At 71.6% G+C, this 16,253-nt stretch carries 9 protein-coding genes and 1 pseudogene; 5 read left to right on the top strand and 5 right to left on the bottom strand.

The features are described from left to right. Window positions 1–188 precede the first annotated feature (188 nt). Window positions 189–1,169, top strand: a complete 981-nt coding sequence (locus WME85_RS20845; protein WP_437840453.1) for a vWA domain-containing protein — start codon at window positions 189–191, stop codon at window positions 1,167–1,169. Between the two features lie 205 nt (window positions 1,170–1,374). On the opposite strand, the gene WME85_RS20840 is transcribed toward WME85_RS20845, so the two are convergent. Continuing rightward, window positions 1,375–2,043, bottom strand: a complete 669-nt coding sequence (locus WME85_RS20840; RefSeq protein ID WP_437840452.1) for a hypothetical protein — start codon at window positions 2,041–2,043, stop codon at window positions 1,375–1,377. Window positions 2,044–2,458: 415 nt separating this feature from the next. On the opposite strand from WME85_RS20840, the gene WME85_RS20835 reads away from it, so the two are divergent. The 3 genes and pseudogenes from WME85_RS20835 to WME85_RS20825 all read left to right on the top strand — a co-directional run bounded on the left by WME85_RS20835 (window position 2,459) and on the right by WME85_RS20825 (window position 8,987). Continuing rightward, on the top strand, window positions 2,459–3,544 hold the full coding sequence (locus tag WME85_RS20835) for a pectate lyase (RefSeq protein ID WP_437840451.1): 1,086 nt from the start codon (window positions 2,459–2,461) through the stop codon (window positions 3,542–3,544). 154 nt (window positions 3,545–3,698) lie between these two features. Further along, window positions 3,699–4,721 (top strand): annotated as a pseudogene (locus WME85_RS20830) (phosphorylase family protein); the annotation flags it as partial. Window positions 4,722–4,811: 90 nt separating this feature from the next. Next, window positions 4,812–8,987, top strand: coding sequence for a pentapeptide repeat-containing protein (locus WME85_RS20825; RefSeq protein WP_437842337.1), 4,176 nt, complete (start codon window positions 4,812–4,814; stop codon window positions 8,985–8,987). A 42-nt stretch (window positions 8,988–9,029) separates the two neighbouring features. Here WME85_RS20825 and WME85_RS20820 read toward each other — a convergent pair whose 3' ends face one another. After that, window positions 9,030–9,665 carry an HD domain-containing protein gene (locus WME85_RS20820; RefSeq protein WP_437840450.1) on the bottom strand — a complete coding sequence of 212 codons (636 nt, stop codon included), beginning with the start codon at window positions 9,663–9,665 and terminating at the stop codon, window positions 9,030–9,032. Then, on the bottom strand, window positions 9,662–10,651 hold the full coding sequence (locus tag WME85_RS20815; RefSeq protein WP_437840449.1) for a diguanylate cyclase: 990 nt from the start codon (window positions 10,649–10,651) through the stop codon (window positions 9,662–9,664). Before WME85_RS20815 ends, WME85_RS20820 begins: the two co-directional genes overlap by 4 nt. A gap of 181 nt (window positions 10,652–10,832) precedes the next feature. On the opposite strand from WME85_RS20815, the gene WME85_RS20810 reads away from it, so the two are divergent. Beyond that, window positions 10,833–12,158, top strand: a complete 1,326-nt coding sequence (locus WME85_RS20810; RefSeq protein ID WP_437840448.1) for a sigma 54-interacting transcriptional regulator — start codon at window positions 10,833–10,835, stop codon at window positions 12,156–12,158. Between the two features lie 465 nt (window positions 12,159–12,623). Here WME85_RS20810 and WME85_RS20805 read toward each other — a convergent pair whose 3' ends face one another. Then, window positions 12,624–14,852 carry a glucosyltransferase-I gene (locus WME85_RS20805; RefSeq protein WP_437840447.1) on the bottom strand — a complete coding sequence of 743 codons (2,229 nt, stop codon included), beginning with the start codon at window positions 14,850–14,852 and terminating at the stop codon, window positions 12,624–12,626. 225 nt (window positions 14,853–15,077) lie between these two features. Beyond that, complete coding sequence (locus WME85_RS20800; protein ID WP_437840446.1) at window positions 15,078–16,061, bottom strand: hypothetical protein; 984 nt, start codon at window positions 16,059–16,061, stop codon at window positions 15,078–15,080. Window positions 16,062–16,253 lie beyond the last annotated feature (192 nt).

The raw sequence follows: 16,253 nt of genomic DNA, 5'->3' as shown, positions 1-16,253 counted from the left end.
GGCGCCGGCAGAGCGGTCGTGCGGGTGTGCCCCGGAGTCCGCTTACAGGAGGCAGCATGCGGAGAGCATCCTTGGTTTGTTCCGTCGTTGTGTTGGCAGCGCTATCGGGCTGTGCCGCGCGCACCGCCAGCGACGGCGAGAGCGGCAGTGGCAGCGGCAGCGGCGCACCCGGCACCGGCGATGGGCCCATGCCCGACGACTTCGGGGGCGTGGGAGACGCGAACGGCGCGCCCGGAGACCTCGACCCGGGCGCCGACCCCGGTGAGGGCATGGACTGCGGGCGGCAGAACTTCAACGTCGAGCGCAAGCCGGCCAGCATCCTCCTGGTCCTCGATCGCTCCGCGTCGATGCTGGACGATCCGAACGGAGACGACGGTACGCCGTCGAAGTGGGACATCGTCGTGCCCGCCCTGCAGGAGGTGATCACGTCGACCAACGAGGCGGCCTCCTGGGGCCTCAAGGTGTTCCCGCAGGGACACAGGGCAGGCAGCTGCAGCGCGGAGAGCTTCCCGAGCGACATCCTGATCCCGATCGCGATGAACAACGCATCCACGGTGAACCAGGCGATCTCCGAAACGGAGGCAGAGGGCGACGGCACGCCGACCGGAGATGCCATCAACAAGGCGGTCGAGTACCTGAAGACGCTGCAGAACGACGATCCCAAGTATATCCTGCTGGCGACGGACGGAGACCCGTCGTGCCCCAAGAGCGCCTCGGACGAGTTCGCGGTGCAGGCGGTGACGAACGCGGCGGCCGCCGGCTTCCACACGTTCGTGGTCGGGATCGCATCGTCGGAGAGCAAGGTCAAGGCGCTCAACGGCCTCGCCGTCGCGGGGCTCGAGCCGCGCCAGGACCCGGATCCGCTCGCGCCCAAGTTCTACCTCGCGTCCACGAAGGACCAGCTCGTGACGTCGCTGCAAACGATCACGGGAGAGGTCTCGACCTGCCTGTTCCCGCTGAGCGCAGCGCCGCCGAACCCGGATCACGTCGGCGTGTTCATCGGGGACCAGGCGGTCATGCAGGACACCACGGGCACGGACGGCTGGGACTACACGGGGCCTGACATGATGACCATCAAGCTGTCCGGCGCCGCGTGCGAGCAGGTGGCGACCAGCGGGGCCGCCTCGGTCAAGGTGATCTTCGGCTGCAAGGACGACCCGATCTACTGAGCTGTCCCGATCGTGCCGGCCGGGCGCCGTGCTCTGCCGGCTCGCGCCTCCGCCGGCTCACGCCTCCGCCGGCTCACGCCTCCGCCGGCTCGCGCATCCAGATCGAGCGCTCTATCGACACGATCGTCGCCGCCAGCGCGGCGCCCCCCCGGGGCGTTCCGCGTCGCGGAGCGCCGCTCGCCGTTTCACCCGGGCCAGCGTGTGGCTACTTGGAGAACCACTTGTTGACCGAGCCGCACTCCCACTGAAAGCCGGCACCGAGATTCCAGCAGACACAGCCGCGGGCGCTGCCCGACTCGTTCCCGATACACGAGAACCCCTCCTCCGCCTCGGCGCAGGCCGTGTTCCGGATCGACGCCGCGCTGCCGTCGCCGCCGATGGTGCTGCAGTCCACCGCGGCCGGGTTGATGGGGTATTGCGCGGCGTCCGGGGGCAGGCACGACTCGCAGTCGGCCACGCCGCCGGTGCAGGCGCAGCTACGTGAGCCCAGCTCCTCGATGCCGCACGCCGAGGGGCACATCCCTGTAAAAGTACACGGGTCGTTGTCGTCGAACTCCAGCGGTCCCGGGCACGTGCCCGAGCCGCCGGCGCCGCTCGTCGCGCTCGTCGTGCTGCTGCCAGCGCCGCTCGTGCTGCTGGACGCGCTCGTGGCGCCGCCGCCGCTCGTGACGCCGCCGCCGCTCGTGACGCCGCCGCCGCTCGTGACGCCGCTGCCGCTGCCGCTCACGGTGCTCGTGCCGCTGCCGGTGGCGCTCGATCCACCGGCGCCGCCGCTGCCTCCGTCGCCGCCGTCATCACCGCACGCGGTCGTCGCCACCGCGATGGCGAGCAGCACGCCTGCGGTATAAAGAGAACTCGGTACGATCGATTTCATGGTTTGATCCTTGTTCATGGCGCGGAGCCCTCGTGCACGAACCCGGCCGATGCGCGCCACCGGCCCGCCTGGCGCAGCGCGATGCTCCCGCGTGGCGGAGCGCCAACTGCTCGCTTCGCGGGGCGCCCGCGCGCCGGCAGCGGCCGTCAACGCGGCCGTCAACCGGTGTCGACCTCGAGTTGACACGTCCGCCGCGGCCGGGGTCCGCGCGGCGGCCCGACGTCCTGCCGCGCGCCCTGGATCGTCCCTTGCACCAGTGCGCCAGCTGAACGGCGTGAGGCGTGGGTTCGTGGTTGCCCCTCGACGGGGTCGAGTCGAGGCTTCGAGGGGCGCTGGCCGGCGTCATCCAGGCGGGCCTGGGGCGCGGGTCGTCCCTCGTGAATCCAGAACAAGAGGTAGCGAGATGAGATTCGGAATGAAGTCAGCTTTCACTTTGTTGCTCGTGATCGGCGCCGCAGGGGTCGCCCAGATCGGCTGTTCAGGCGGCGACGCGACGGACGACGACGGCCAGGGGGGCAGCGCGAGCAGCAGCACGGCCAGCGGCGGCGTCACCAGCGGCGGCGTCACCAGCGGCGTCACCACCAGCAGCGCTACCACCAGCAGCGCTAGCACCAGCAGCGCCACCAGCGGCGGCACGGGCGGCGGCGCCACCAGCAGCACGACGGGCGTCGGCGGCGAGGGCGGCACGACCGCGAGCTCCACGACGAGCGGCGCCGGCGGCGCGGGCGGCGAGGAGCCGCTCGGCAACGAGATCCCGACGGCGATCCCGACCCCGACCAACGGCGACGGCGAGATCAGGACCGAGACGACGGTGCTGAGGAACGCCGCCAACGGCGGGCGGGACGTCTACGACTTCAACAACCAGAAGATCGGCGTGAACAACACCGAGGACTGCGACGACGGCGAGGGCCAGAAGACGGTCTTCGAGGTCGAGGACGGCGTGACGGTGAAGAACCTCATCATCGCGGGCGGCCTCCCCGGCGGCAACGGCATCGTGTGCAAGGGGGACTGCACCCTCGATCACGTCTACTGGGAGGACGTCTGCGAGGACGCGGCCACCAACAGCGCGGACGGGGCGACGATGCGGATCAACAGCTCCATCGCCCTGCACTCCGCCGACAAGATCTTCCAGCACAACGCCAAGGGCGGCTCCACGACCATCGTCACGAACTCGTACATCGCCGACTTCGGGAAGCTCTGGCGCTCCTGCGGCGACTGCACCGCCAACGGCGGCCCGCGCAACCTGGTCCTCGACAACGTCAGGGTGGATGGCGTCAAGACGACGATCGCCGGCGCGAACCAGAACTACGGGGACACGGTCACGATCACCAACCTCTACGTGAAGGGCGGGTACGACGAGGAGGACGACAAGCCGAAGATCTGCCAGGAGTACCGGGCCGTCACCGACCACATGGGCGAGTCGCAGAAGCTCCACGGCGGCGCGAGCCAGTGGAACACCGACACGTGCCACGTGAGCAAGAGCGACATCAAGAGCTGGTAATCGGCTGGTGATCGAGAGCCGCCAGGCGTCACCGCCCCGCTCGCTTGCCTCACGCGCTTTGCTGTACGCCATCCAACGCACGCTCGGCCCCTGGCCTCGACGCGCAGGTGAGCCGCCCTACCCGTGAACAGGAGAATCGCGTAATTGTGGTCGGATGACACGCTCGAGCGCGGTGCATCCCGACGTGCTGATCGTGACGGCGCTCCAGGACGAGCTGGAGGCGCTGCTGGCGGCGGGGGCCGCGCCGCGCGACGAGCAGGGGCCGAGCAGCGGGCTCGCGGGTCAGGGCGTGGAGCCGCGCGCCGGCTGGGAGGAGCGGCGCGACAGGCCCGGGTTCCGCTACCACGTGAGCAGGATCCCGAATGAGCGCGGGGAGGCGCTGATCGTCGCGGCCGCGTGGATCGGAGAGATGGGGCCGACCGCGGCGGCGGCGCGCATCCAGCAGCTCCTCGATGATCTGAAGCCAGAGACGCTGGCCATGTGCGGAATCTGCGCCGGCGACCGGAAGGAGGTGTCCCTGGGCGACGTGATCGTGGCCGATCGCGTGTACATCTACGATCACGGAAAGCTCGTCGCCGGCGCGGGCGGCGAGCGCTTCTGGAACGACATCACCACCTACAACCTCGAGGCCACGTGGCGGCACGACGCGGCGTTCTTCGCGCGCGAGTTCGCCCTGGGCGCGGCGCCGCTCCAGCGCGACCGCCCCGTCCCGAAGGCCGCGCAGCGGCGCTGGCTGCTGCGCGCGCTCGACGCGCACGAGCGGCGGGGCGGCCCCGCGCCGCTCGACCACCCGGAGCGCCAGGCCCGGTGCCCGCGGTGGAGCGAGATCGTGCAGGAGCTCGAGCAGGACGACCTGAACCCGCGCGGCCTCATCCGGCTCGACGAGGCGCGCGGCGCCTACACGCTGACCGACGCCGGGCGCGCCTGGGTGGTGCGCGACCGCAACGTCCACCCGGACGAGGCGCCCGCGGTCGAGCCGTTCCGCGTTCACGTCGGCCCGATCGCGACGGGCCACGCGGTGCAGGAACACCCCGGGCTCTTCGATCGCCTCCGGCGATCGGTGCGAAGGACGCTCGGGGTGGAGATGGAGGCCGCGGCGCTCGGCCTCGTGGCCCAGCGCGAGGGGCTGCGCTCGATCATCGCCAAGGCCGTGTCGGATCACGCCGATCACGAAAAAGACGATATATTTCGGACGTTTGCGTGCCGCGCCTCGGCGGAGCTCCTGCTGGCATTCCTGCGGCGGCAGCTCCGGCCGCGGCCGCAGCCGGTGAAGGCGCGCGAGGACGACGAGGGGAGCTCGGTGCACCGCGCGCCCGTCGACCGGCGCGAGCGGCCGCGGGGCGAGCTCGTCGGGCGGGTGGAGCGGGTCTGCCGGCTGCGCGAGGAGGGGGCGAGCATCGTCGAGCTGCAGCCGCCGCCGCCGCTCGCGGGCCTGCTGGAGGTCTCGCGGCCCAAGGAAGGGAGCCCGTGGCGCTTCCCGCTCGGGATCGCGGACAAGCCGCTCGACGACAAGGCGCTCGAGATCTTCGGCTGCGTCCTCCAGGGCTACCGCGCGGAGAACCCGTGGGTGCAGGGCCGGCTGGTCCACGTGGGCGAGCGCGCCCCGGAGGCGCTCGCCCACGCGGCGCGGTCGCGCGGCATCGAGCTCACGAGCCTCGGCGAGTACCAGCGCCTGCTCGACCTGTCGCGGTACGCCGAGCGGCAGCTCGCCCGCGTCGACGCGGACGAGCGCTACCCGTCGGCGCTCTACGTGGAGCAGCACGCGAAGCACCGGCTCGGCCGCGCGCCCTGGGAGGCGACGGAGGACGTGCTCCAGCAGATCCTGTCCGTGCTCGACTCCGAGCACGGCCGGCTCCTGCTCGTGCTCGGCGATTTCGGGACGGGCAAGACGTTCCTGATGCGGGAGCTGTGCCGCCGGCTGACCGCCGCCGGCGGGCGCACGCCGGTGCTGGTGGAGATGCGGGCGCTCGAGAAGCGGCGGTCGCTCAACGAGCTCCTCGCGCAGCACTTCGCCGCGGCGGGGCTCGGGAAGATCGACCTCGACGGCTTCCGGTACCTGCTCGCCGAGGGGCGCGTCGTCCTCCTTTTCGACGGCTTCGACGAGCTCGCGTTCCGGGTGAGCTACGACCGGGTGCTGGAGCACTTCGGTACGGTGCTGGAGGCCGCGTCGGAGCGGGCCAAGGTGGTGGTCACCAGCCGGACAGGGCACTTCCTGACCGATCGCGAGGCGAACAAGGAGCTGACGACCCGCGCCGAGCAGACCGGGCACGCGCGGCTGGTCAAGCTGGAGCCGTTCGGGGAGCGCCAGATCCGGCGCTTCCTCGTGAAGCGGCTCGGCAAGGAGGACAAGGCCGAGGCGCGCTTCGAGCTGCTGCGGGACGTGGAGGACCTCCTGGGGCTCTCGGCGAACCCGCGGATGCTGAGCTTCATCGCGGAGATCGATGAGCAAGAGCTCAAGGACGCGAGGGCGCAGGCGGGCCGGATCACGTCGGCGGCGCTGTACGAGCTCCTGCTGCGGCGCTGGCTCCTCGGCGAGGTGAAGCTGGCGACGGACACGGCGGAGGACCCGGCGCTGGGCGAGTCGCAGCTCTGGAAGGCGGTCACCGATCTGGCGCTGATGCTCTGGCCGAAGGTGGAGCGGGGCGTGGGCATCGAGGAGATCCCGCGCGAGCTCATCGCGGCGGCGCAGGCGCTGGACCCGAAGCGGAAGCCGGCGCAGGAGGGGGAGGTCGTGCACCAGCTCGGGTCGCGGTCGCTGCTGGTCCGGGACGAGGCGGGCAGCTTCTCGTTCCTGCACCAGTCGGTGATGGAGTGGCTCGTCGCGGACGCGGCGGCCGTGGAGGTGAAGGCGTCCGGCGACGCGCCGGTGCTCGCGCAGCGCGAGATGAGCGACCTGATGGCCGATTTCTTCATCGCGCGGGCCGGGCCCGAGGCGGCGGCGCGGTGGGCCGCGCGGAAGCTGAGGGCGCCCGGGCACGAGGTCTCCGGCAAGAACGCGCTGCGGGTGGAGCAGCGGCTGCACGTGGAGCGGCGGCTGCGGTCGGAGGCGCCGCAGGACGAGGTCTTCCAGGTCGACGCGGTGTGGGACTTCGAGGACGAGGATCTGCGCGGGCAGGACTTCTCCGAGCAGGACCTGCACGAGGTCAACTTCCAGCGGGCGAACCTCTCGGGCGCGACGCTGGTGCGGGCCGACCTGCGGGGCGCGCGGCTCGGCGGGGCGACGCTGCGGCGCGCGGACCTGCGCGGCGCGGTGCTCGCCGGGGCCGACCTGACCGGCGCGGACCTCTCGTGGGCGCGGCTCACGGACGCGGACCTGACGGGCGCGACGCTGACCGGGGCGCGGCTGCTCGGCGCGAAGCTCCTCGGGGCGAAGCTGCCCCCGCTGGCGGAGCGCGAGGCGGGGGGCGCGGCGCGGACGGTCGAGGGGGCGGCGCCCATGTGGATGCTCAGCGCCGGCGTGCTCGCCGTCGCGTTCAGCCCTGACGGCGACCTGCTCGCCTCCGGCCACACCGACGGCACCGTGTGGCTCTGGGACGCGGGCACGGGCGCCGCGCTGCGCGTCTTGCGCGGCCATACCCGGGAGATCAACAGCCTGGCGTGGAGCCCCGACGGGCAGACGCTGGCCTCGGGCTCGGACGACAGGACGGTGCGCCTGTGGCGGTCGACCGCCGGCGAGGTGGCCCGCGTGCTGTCGAGCCTCGACGGCGCGGTCCTCAGCGTCGCGTTTTGCCCTGACGGGAGCGCGATCGCGACCGGGCTGAGCCACGGGGTCGTGGCGGTGTTTCCGCTGGACGTCGCCGACGGGCCGTACCTGCTGCGAGGCCACGCGGGCGCGGTGAGGAGCGTGGCCTTCGGGCCCGATGGCCAGCTGCTCGCCTCGGGCTCGGACGACGGGACGGTGCGGCTGTGGAGCGTGCGCGACGGGACGGAGCTCGACGTGCTGAAGGGCCACAGGAACCGGGTCAGGAGCGTGGCCTGGAGCGCGAGCGGGATCCTCGCCTCGGGCTCGGACGACAGGACGGTGCGGCTCTGGCACGGAAGCGCGGGGGGGAGCGCGGGAGGGAACATGGCCGCGCCGCTGGCCGTGCTGGAGGGCCACGACGCGGGCGTCAGGAGCCTGGCCTGGAGCGCGGGCGGGATCCTCGCCTCGGGCTCGGCGGACAGCTCCGTGCAGCTGTGGCAGGGGAACACGGGCAAGGCGCTGGGCATCTTCGAGGGCCATTACCGCTGCGTCCGGGGCGTGGCGTGGAGCCCGGACGGGACGATCGTGGCCTCGGGCTCCGACGACAGGACCATCCGCCTGTGGCAAGGGAGCGTGGGCAGGACGCTGCGCGTGCTCAAGGGGCACGACCGGGGGTTCAGGAGCGTGGCCTGGAGCGCGGACGGGATGCTCGTGGCCTCGGCCTCGGACGACGAGACGGTGCGGCTCTGGCAAGGCAGGACGGGCAAGGAGCTGACCGTGCTCAAGGGGCACGCCGGGCGGGTCAACACCGTGGCGTGGAGCGTGGACGGGGTCACCGTGGCCTCGGGCTCGGACGACCACACCGTGCGGCTCTGGCAGGGCAAGACGGGCAAGGAGCTGGGCGCCCTCCTGGGGCACGCTGGGCGGGTCTGGAGCGTGGCGTGGAGCCCGGACGGGGTGACCCTCGCGTCGGGCGCCGACGACCTCACGGTGCGGCTCTGGAACGCGAGCACGGGCAGGCCGCTGGGCGTGCTCAAGGGGCACACCGCGGGGGTCGGGGGCGTGACGTGGAGCGCGAACGGCGTGACCGTGGCCTCGGGCTCCGACGACCATACGGTCCGGCTCTGGCACAGCAGGACGTGCGAGGAGATGGATGTGCTCAGGGGGCACGCCGCCGCGGTCAACAGCGTGGCGTGGAGCGCCGACGGGGTGACCGTGGCGTCGGGCTCGGACGACTACACCGTCCGGCTCTGGCACGGGATCACGGGCAAGACGCTGGGCGTGCTCCGGGCACACACAGCGGCCGTCAACAGCGTGACGTGGAGCGCCGACGGGGCGGTCGTCGCCTCGAGCTCGGACGACCACACCGTGCGGCTCTGGCAGGGGAGCACGGGCCATCTCCTGGGCGTGCTCCACGGGCACGTCCGCCGGGTCTGGGGGGTCGCGTTCCACCCCGACAGCCGCACCCTGGCGTCGGCCTCGGACGACGGCACCGTCCGCTTCTGGGACGTGAGCACCCAGCGCTGCCTCGCCATCTTCCTCGTGCTCGCCGAGGGCTGGGTCGCCTTCACGCCCGACGGGCGATACAAGTTCGGGGGCAACCTCGCCGGCAGCTTCTGGCACGCGATCCACCTCTGCCGCTTCGAGCCCGGCGAGCTCGACCCCCATGTGGTCGGCCTCCATCTCTCCGACGATGAGCTCCTCCTGAAGGCCGCGCCGCGCATCCCGCGCCCCCGCCCGAACCGCACCCCGCCGCCCTGAGGCGCCGGGCGGGCCCCCGGGCGGCGGCCGGCCCTGCCGATCTCACCGATCGGCGCGCGCCGCCCCGAGCCTCCGGCGCAGGTTGTCGCGCGCGCGCGCCTCGAGGCGGTCCCGGAAGTACGCGGAGAGGAAGAGGTGTTCGGCGGCGAGCAGCTTCTCGAAGAAGCGCCGCCGGCCCGCGGCGTAGAGCTCGGGCGGCACGGCGCTGTACTCCGCGGCGATCGCGCGGTCGTACGCGTCGAACGCCGCCGGGTCGCTGCCGAGGATCGCCATGTCGCAGTCGAGGAACAGGGCCTCCTCCTCGCCGACGTCCGCCGGCCCGAGCGCGCCGTGGCGCGCGGTGAGCAGGACGAGCCGCGCGACGGCGTCGGCGTCGAGCCCCTCGCCCGGCAGCCACCGCGCGATCGCGTGCCGCGCGAGCTCCGCGCTGCGCGCCTCGTTGTCGTGGCGGCCGGGCACGTACACGGCGTCGTGGAAGAGCGCGGCCAGGAACACCTCGCGCGGCCTCCGCCAGCCGACGTCGCGGCCTACCTCGCCCACCCGGCAGAGCACCTCGCGCACGTGGGCCAGGTCGTGGTAGGCGCGCCCGGGCTCGCCGTACGCGGCGCGCACGGCGCTCCACAGCGGCTCCGGCAGGACGAGCCCGCCCGGCCCCTCCGGCGGCGCGGAGGCGGTCACACGAGCACCAGGTCCTCGGGGCGGAACAGCTCGCCGTCGTACGCGGCGATGCGGCCCTTCTCCGTGGACTTCGCGTGGTTCTTGGCCAGGTTGGCGCGCCCCTGGATCTCGCGATCCGTCAGGAAGCAGTCGACGTCGGCGACGCACAGCCCGACGGAGATCGTCGGCGCCCGCTCGACGCGGCGGTAGCGGCGGCGCGCGAGGCGCTCCTGCAGCGCGCGCAGGAAGTCCACGGCCGACGCGCGGGTCGCGTTGGGCAGCGTGATCATGTACTCGTCGCCACCGAACCGGTACGCGTGCCCGTGCGCGAAGACGTGCGCCTCGATGCTCTCCATGAACGGCGGGAGCACGTGCAGGTCGACCGCCGTCTCGGTGTGCTGGACGTTGAACGCCTTGAAGTCGTCGATGTCGATGAACGCCACCGCGATCGAGGCGCCGCGCAGCGCGCAGCGCGCCCGGTAGTACGCGAGATCGGGGAGGAAGAGCCCCGGCGCCTCGAGGATGTGGAACTTCTCGTCGTACTCGCGCGGGCGGAGCGGCGGCGCCTCCGGGAGCACGGCCTCGGCGTGCCGGATCGACATGTAGTCCGTGAGCCGCGGCACCTGAAGGGCGCGCGTGGCCGCGAACCAGGGCGCGGCCATCAGCTGCTCCAGCCCGTGGACCTCGCGCCTGAGGTGCCGGATCGTGTCGGCGTTCACGGCCTTCTGCAGCGGCTCCTCGATCGCGGTGGCGCTGTCGCGCCGGAGGTCGATGAGGATGCGCTTGAGCAGCGGGCCCTGCGTGTCGTGGATCTGCACGTGCGGCTGGCGCAGCTCCAGCTGCCGCCCGAGGAGGCTCAGCTGCCCGATGAGCTCCGTCACCTCCGGCGGCTCGTAGCCGCGGAACTGCTCGCGGACCACGTCCGCCACGTCGCGGCGGAAGGCGTCCGTGAAGCGGGCGACGCAGTGGGACATGGCCTTGGCCTCCGACGGCGTGAGCTCGGGCATCGTCGCGAAGGATAGCCCGGGCGCGGAGCGATGGCGGAGCGATGGCGGGCGATGGCGGCGCGATGGCGGGCGATGGGGGGCGATCGAGGTGATCGCGCGCCCGGGCCGCGCCGCGCTGGAAATCCGCTCGGAATTCGGAGATGCTGGCCCTTCCTCTCCGCCGGATTCCCCTGCCCTTTCCATGCACGACGCCACCCGGACGATCACGACCCTCGGGAGCGACGCGATCGAGCTCCCGGATCTGCGCGTCATCGTCACGCCGCAGAAGAGCCCCCCGATCGAGGCGACCCTCGGCGTCGCGCCGCTCATCCTCGGCACGAGCGCCGATTGCGACGTCATCATCCCCGACGCGCGCGTGTCGCGCCGCCACGGCCAGCTCAAGCTCACGCCCCGCGGCGTCGTCCTCACCGACCTCGGCAGCAAGAACGGCACGTTCATCAACGACGTCCTCATCCACGAGGCCTTCCTCACGCCGAGCGCCGTCGCCTCGCTGGGCGGCGTCTCGCTCACGGTCCGCGTCGGCGGCGCTCCGGTCGTCGTCCCGCTCTCGACGTCGGCCAGCTTCGGCGAGGCGCTCGGCAGCAGCGTCCCGATGCGCGCGCTCTTCGCCCGCCTCGAGCGCGCCGCCGCCACGTCGGAGACCATCCTCTTGCTCGGCGAGTCCGGCACCGGGAAGGAGGTCCTCGCCCGCGCCATCCACGCGGCGAGCCCGCGCAACGGCGGCCCCTTCGTCGTCTTCGACTGCAGCGCCGTCGCGCCGAACCTCATCGAGGCGGAGCTCTTCGGCTACACGAAGGGCGCCTTCACCGGCGCCCAGGCCGCGCGCGCCGGCCTCCTCGAGGAGGCGAGCGGCGGCACGCTCTTCCTCGACGAGATCGGCGAGCTCCCCATCGACCTCCAGCCGAAGCTCCTGCGCGCCCTCGAGGCCCGCCAGGTCCGCCGCGTCGGCGCCGCGGCGTACACGTCCTTCGACGCCCGCGTCATTGCCGCCACGCACCGCGACCTCCAGGGCCGCATCGCCTCGGGCTCGTTCCGCGAGGATCTCTACTACCGGCTCGCCGTCGTCGAGGCCGTCGTGCCCCCGCTGCGCGAGCGCAAGGAGGACATCCCGCTGCTCGTCGAGCGCTTCCTCGCCGCGCAGGTGCCCCCGCGCTCGCTCGCCGATCTGCCGCCGAACGCGCTGGAGCTGCTCCGCGGGCACCACTGGCCGGGCAACGTGCGCGAGCTGCGCAACACCGTCGCGCGGCTCGTGCTCTTCCCGCACCTCGCCGAGGAGGCGATCGTCAAGGTGGCGCCGCGGCCCGCCGACATGGGCGTCGGCCAGTTCGCCGCGCTGCCGCTGCGCGAGGCGCGCGACATGGTCGTCGAGCAGTTCGAGCGGACCTTCATCGCCATGAAGCTCCGGGACCACGGGGGCAACGTCGCGCGGGCCGCCGCGTCGATGGGGGTGTCGCGGCAGCTCGTCCACCGGCTGATGGAGCGCTACGGCATCCGCAGCAAGGGGTGACGCCCCCTTGCGCCGCGCAGGAGGGCGCCGCGGCTGCGCAGGAGGGGCAAAGAGTTGCGCAGCTCACAGAAGGGGCTGCGCAGGAGGGCACCGCGGCTGCGCAGGAGGGCACCGCGGCTGCGCAGGAGGGGGGCAAGTGTAGCGCAGGACACTAACCGCGCTGCGCAGGAGAGAGGCCGGCGCCGCGCAGGAGGCGCACAAGTGTAGCGCAGGACACTTCGTGAGGTGCGCAGGAGCGGGCTGGTGCTGCGCAAGAGGGCCACCGATGCTGCGCAGGAGCAGGCTGGCGCTGCGCAGGAGCGGGCTGGCGCTGCGCAGGAGGGCCGCCGACGCTGCGCAGGAGCGGGCTGGCGCTGCGCAGGAGGGCCGCCAACGCTGCGCACCAGGACGGCAGGCCCGCGCAGGGACCCGGCGCTGCTCCGCAACAGCTGAGGAGTGGGCCGATGCAGGTGCGACGGGATGCCGCTACCGCGCCCATGCCGTTCGGGTATGGCGCAAGAGCGTGCCTTCCCAGCCGACGAGGAAGGAAGTGCCGTCCTGACCCCAGATGTCGCGAAAATCACTCGTCGTTGTCGAGTTGAGCATCAGCCACGAGTTGCCGTCGAAGTGAAAGAACGCGCCGTTGTGGCCGACCGCGAAGACATCCCGAGGACCGGTGCCCCACACGCCGGTCAGCAGCACCGATGTAACTGAGTCTCTCGCCTGCCAGACCCGGCCGTCGTAATGCATCATGGCGCCTCCCCAGCCGACGGCGAAGACGTCGTCAGGACCGCTCCCCCACACGCTGAACAGTGACACGTCTGCGCCTACAACCATCCGCTGCCAGCCCCGGCCGTCGTAGTGCAAGGTCGCGCCTCCCCAGCCGACGGCGAAGACATCGTGAGGACCGCTCCCCCACACGCCCTCCAGATCGTTCTGTGTACCCGAGTCCTGGCGCTGCCAGGCCCGGCCGTCGTAGTGCAAGATCACGCCTCCACTACCGACGACAAAGATATCGTCAGGACCGCTTCCCCACAGGCACCACAAGCTGACGTCGTCCAAGTCCGGTAGTCTCGGGTCTTGTCTCTGCCAGTCCCGGCCGTCGTAGTGCAAGATCACGCCTCCCTCGCCCACGGCAAAGACATCGTCATGACCGGTGCCCCACACGCCGAGCAACCTTGTCATTGTGGTCGAGTCCTGGCGTTGCCAGGCCCGGCCGTCGTAGTGCGCGACGGTGCCCATGTCGCCGACGGCAAAGACGTCGGCTGGACCGGTGCCCCACACGCCATAGAGCATCGTAGGTGAAAACGAGCTCTCGCTCTCCAAGCGCTGACCCTGGTAGTGCAAGATCGTGCCTCCCCAGCCGACGGCAAAGACGTCGTCAGGACCGCTTCCCCACACGCCATAGAACAATTTATCCGGCGACGCCATGGGCTGCCAGACCCGGCCGTCGTAGCGCAAGATCGTGCCTCCCCAGCCGACGGCAAAGACGTCGTCAGGACCGCTCCCCCACACGCCCTCCAGGTCATTCTGTGTGCCCGAGCTTTGTCTCTGCCAGGCCCGGCCGTCGTAGCGCAAGATCACGCCTCCCACACCTACGGCGAAGACATCGTCCGGACCGCTCCCCCATACGTCAAGCAACGTTGACATCGTGCCCGAGCTCTGGCCACGCCACGCCCGGCCGTCGTAGTGCACGATCACGCCTCCCTCACCCACGGCAAAGACATCGTGCGGCCCGCTGCCCCACACGCCCTTCAACTCTGCGGGTCTGGGCGAAGTCATGGGCTGCCAGCTCTGGCCGTCGTAGTGCACGATCACGCCTCCCTCACCCACGGCAAAGACATCGCCAGGACCGCTGCCCCACACCCCCTCCAGGTTATTCTGTGTGCCCGAGGCCATGCCCTGCCAGGCCCGGCCGTCGTAGCGCAAGATCGCGCCTCCCTCACCCACGGCAAAGACATCGCCAGGACCGCTGCCCCACACCCCCTCCAGGTTATCCTGTACGCCCGAGGTCATGGCCTGCCAGCTCTGGCCATCGTAGCGCGAGATCGTGCCTTCCTCACCTACGACAAAGACATCGCCAAGGCCGTTCAGCCACACATCTTTGATATGCGTGAATGACCTCGAGTCGACCGCGCCCCAGTTCCAGTCCCCGCAGGACTCAAGCAAGAAGCTGTCGCAAGCGCTCGAGCAACCCGCGCGGCCAAAATCATACCGCAGCTCCGCGCAGGACGTGGCGATCAGGCTCTCCGGGTCGCAGAGCTCTTCCTTCACCACCTCTCCATCGCCGCAATGCCTGCGGCAGTCCACGCGGCAGTAGCCGCCGGATGACGCGTTCTGCCGCTGAGCACACAGGCGTTCCTTCGGCGCGACATCGCCTGCGCCGCAATCGCATTCCTCGCCGCTGTCGACGATACCGTTGCCGCAGGCCTCGTTCGATCCGCAATCGGCGCTGCACCCATCGCCGCTCTCGGCGTTCCCGTCGTCGCAGGCCTCGCCGCGTTCGACGACGTCGTTGCCGCACAGGTCAAGCCTGGCGGGGTCCATGCATTGACGCTCGCCCCTGGTCGTCTGGACGCAGCGGTAATCGCCCAGACAGTACCCCTCGCCGCAGGGAGCCCCCACCTCACACGAACCGGCGACGACGACGAGCATGCCCACGAACATCATCGCGGCGGCAAACCTCCTGACGCCCCGCGTCAGGCGTCCGGCCACGCCGCGCCTCCTCGCGCGCCTCGGCGCATTCGTCCTTCTCATGCTCGCGCTCCTCGATTCATGCCCGGAGGCCCTCGCAACGGAGTTGTCGTGCCCGGTCCCGGGGAGCTCTTCAGGGGCCGTCCGGACCAGGAGGACCGACCGCCTTCGTGACCTGATGTCCAGCGTGGCGCTCCCCGTGCGGCCCCGCGCTCACCGGACAGGCGCCCGCCGCGGCGCTCTCCCTCAGAACGAGAGCCGCGCGGAAAGCGCGCCTCGCTCGCGCGACACCAGCGGCGAGAGCTGGAGCTCCAGGCCGCCCCGATCCTCGCTGCGGTAAGCCCTCGGCCTGTTGAGCCAGACCAGCACCAGGCCGGTCGCGACCGTCACCCCGCCTGCGACGAAGGCCCCCGCCGCGACGCGGCCCTCCCATGCACCGGCGTCCTGCGCGCTCGCCGGCGCGCAGGACACGCCGCATTGCTGCTGTAACTCGTCGCGGAGCTCACCGACCCTCCATTGCAGCGCGCCCCCCAGCGCGACCACGGCCGCGCCTGACCCCACCACCGCCCACGGCGCCCATCCAGCGGCCCACCTGCGCTCGGTGACGATGCCATCGACGCTCAGCTTCAAGGTGCCCGAGACACGCCTGCCCGCGAGCGCCGGCGCCGACTTCACCACGGGGAAGTACCCCTTTTTCCGGGCGACGATCACGTGCTCGCCGGGCAGCACCGTCCGGCGCTCATGGCCAGGGCCGACGAACCAGGGCTTGCCGTCGAGCTGCACCGAGGCCCCCGGCTCGTCGCAGCGGATCTCCACGGCCGAGAGCTCCTGCTCCTCCAGCCGTCGCATCAGATCGAGCGCCTGCTTCTCGCCCTCCGCCGCGAGCGCCCCCGGCCCCCACCGGAGCGACAGGCGCAGGTTCTCGTAGGCCGACAGCGGCTGCCCCATGCGCCACAGCGCCCTCGCCAGGTTGAACCGCAGCTCCGGATGCTCCCACGACCGCAGCGCCTCCTCGTAGCGGGCCCTCGCGTCGCCCAGCATCAGCTGCTGATGCAGCTCCCTGCCTTCGTGGAACAGAGCCCGCGCCCGCTGCTTGCGCTCCTCCGAGACGCCCCGATGCCAGGGCGGCAAGGCCTCTCCCGCCTGCGCCAGCGCGGGAACGGCGCGCGAGATCCACAACGCGACGAGCGCCGCGGACAGACACAGCGATCGAACAGAACGACTTCGCATGGCATGGGCCTCCTGCGGCTCGCATAACCTCCCGGCGCTGGCGAAGCTCGGGTGTGATTGTCGTGTGTACCGTCCTTGCCGGCGTCGTGCAATGTGCTTCCGCGATCGCACAAGGTCCGTCGCTTCAGCGGCCATCTGCCAATAACAGGCGCGCAGGCGCATACGCCCTCGACGCCGCCAGGGTGAGAGAGG

The organism is Sorangium sp. So ce1153 (assembly GCF_051521595.1).
Lineage (GTDB): Bacteria > Myxococcota_A > Polyangia > Polyangiales > Polyangiaceae > Sorangium.
Note: the sequence above shows the minus strand (reverse complement) of the source record. Positions and strands in the feature narration are given on the sequence as shown.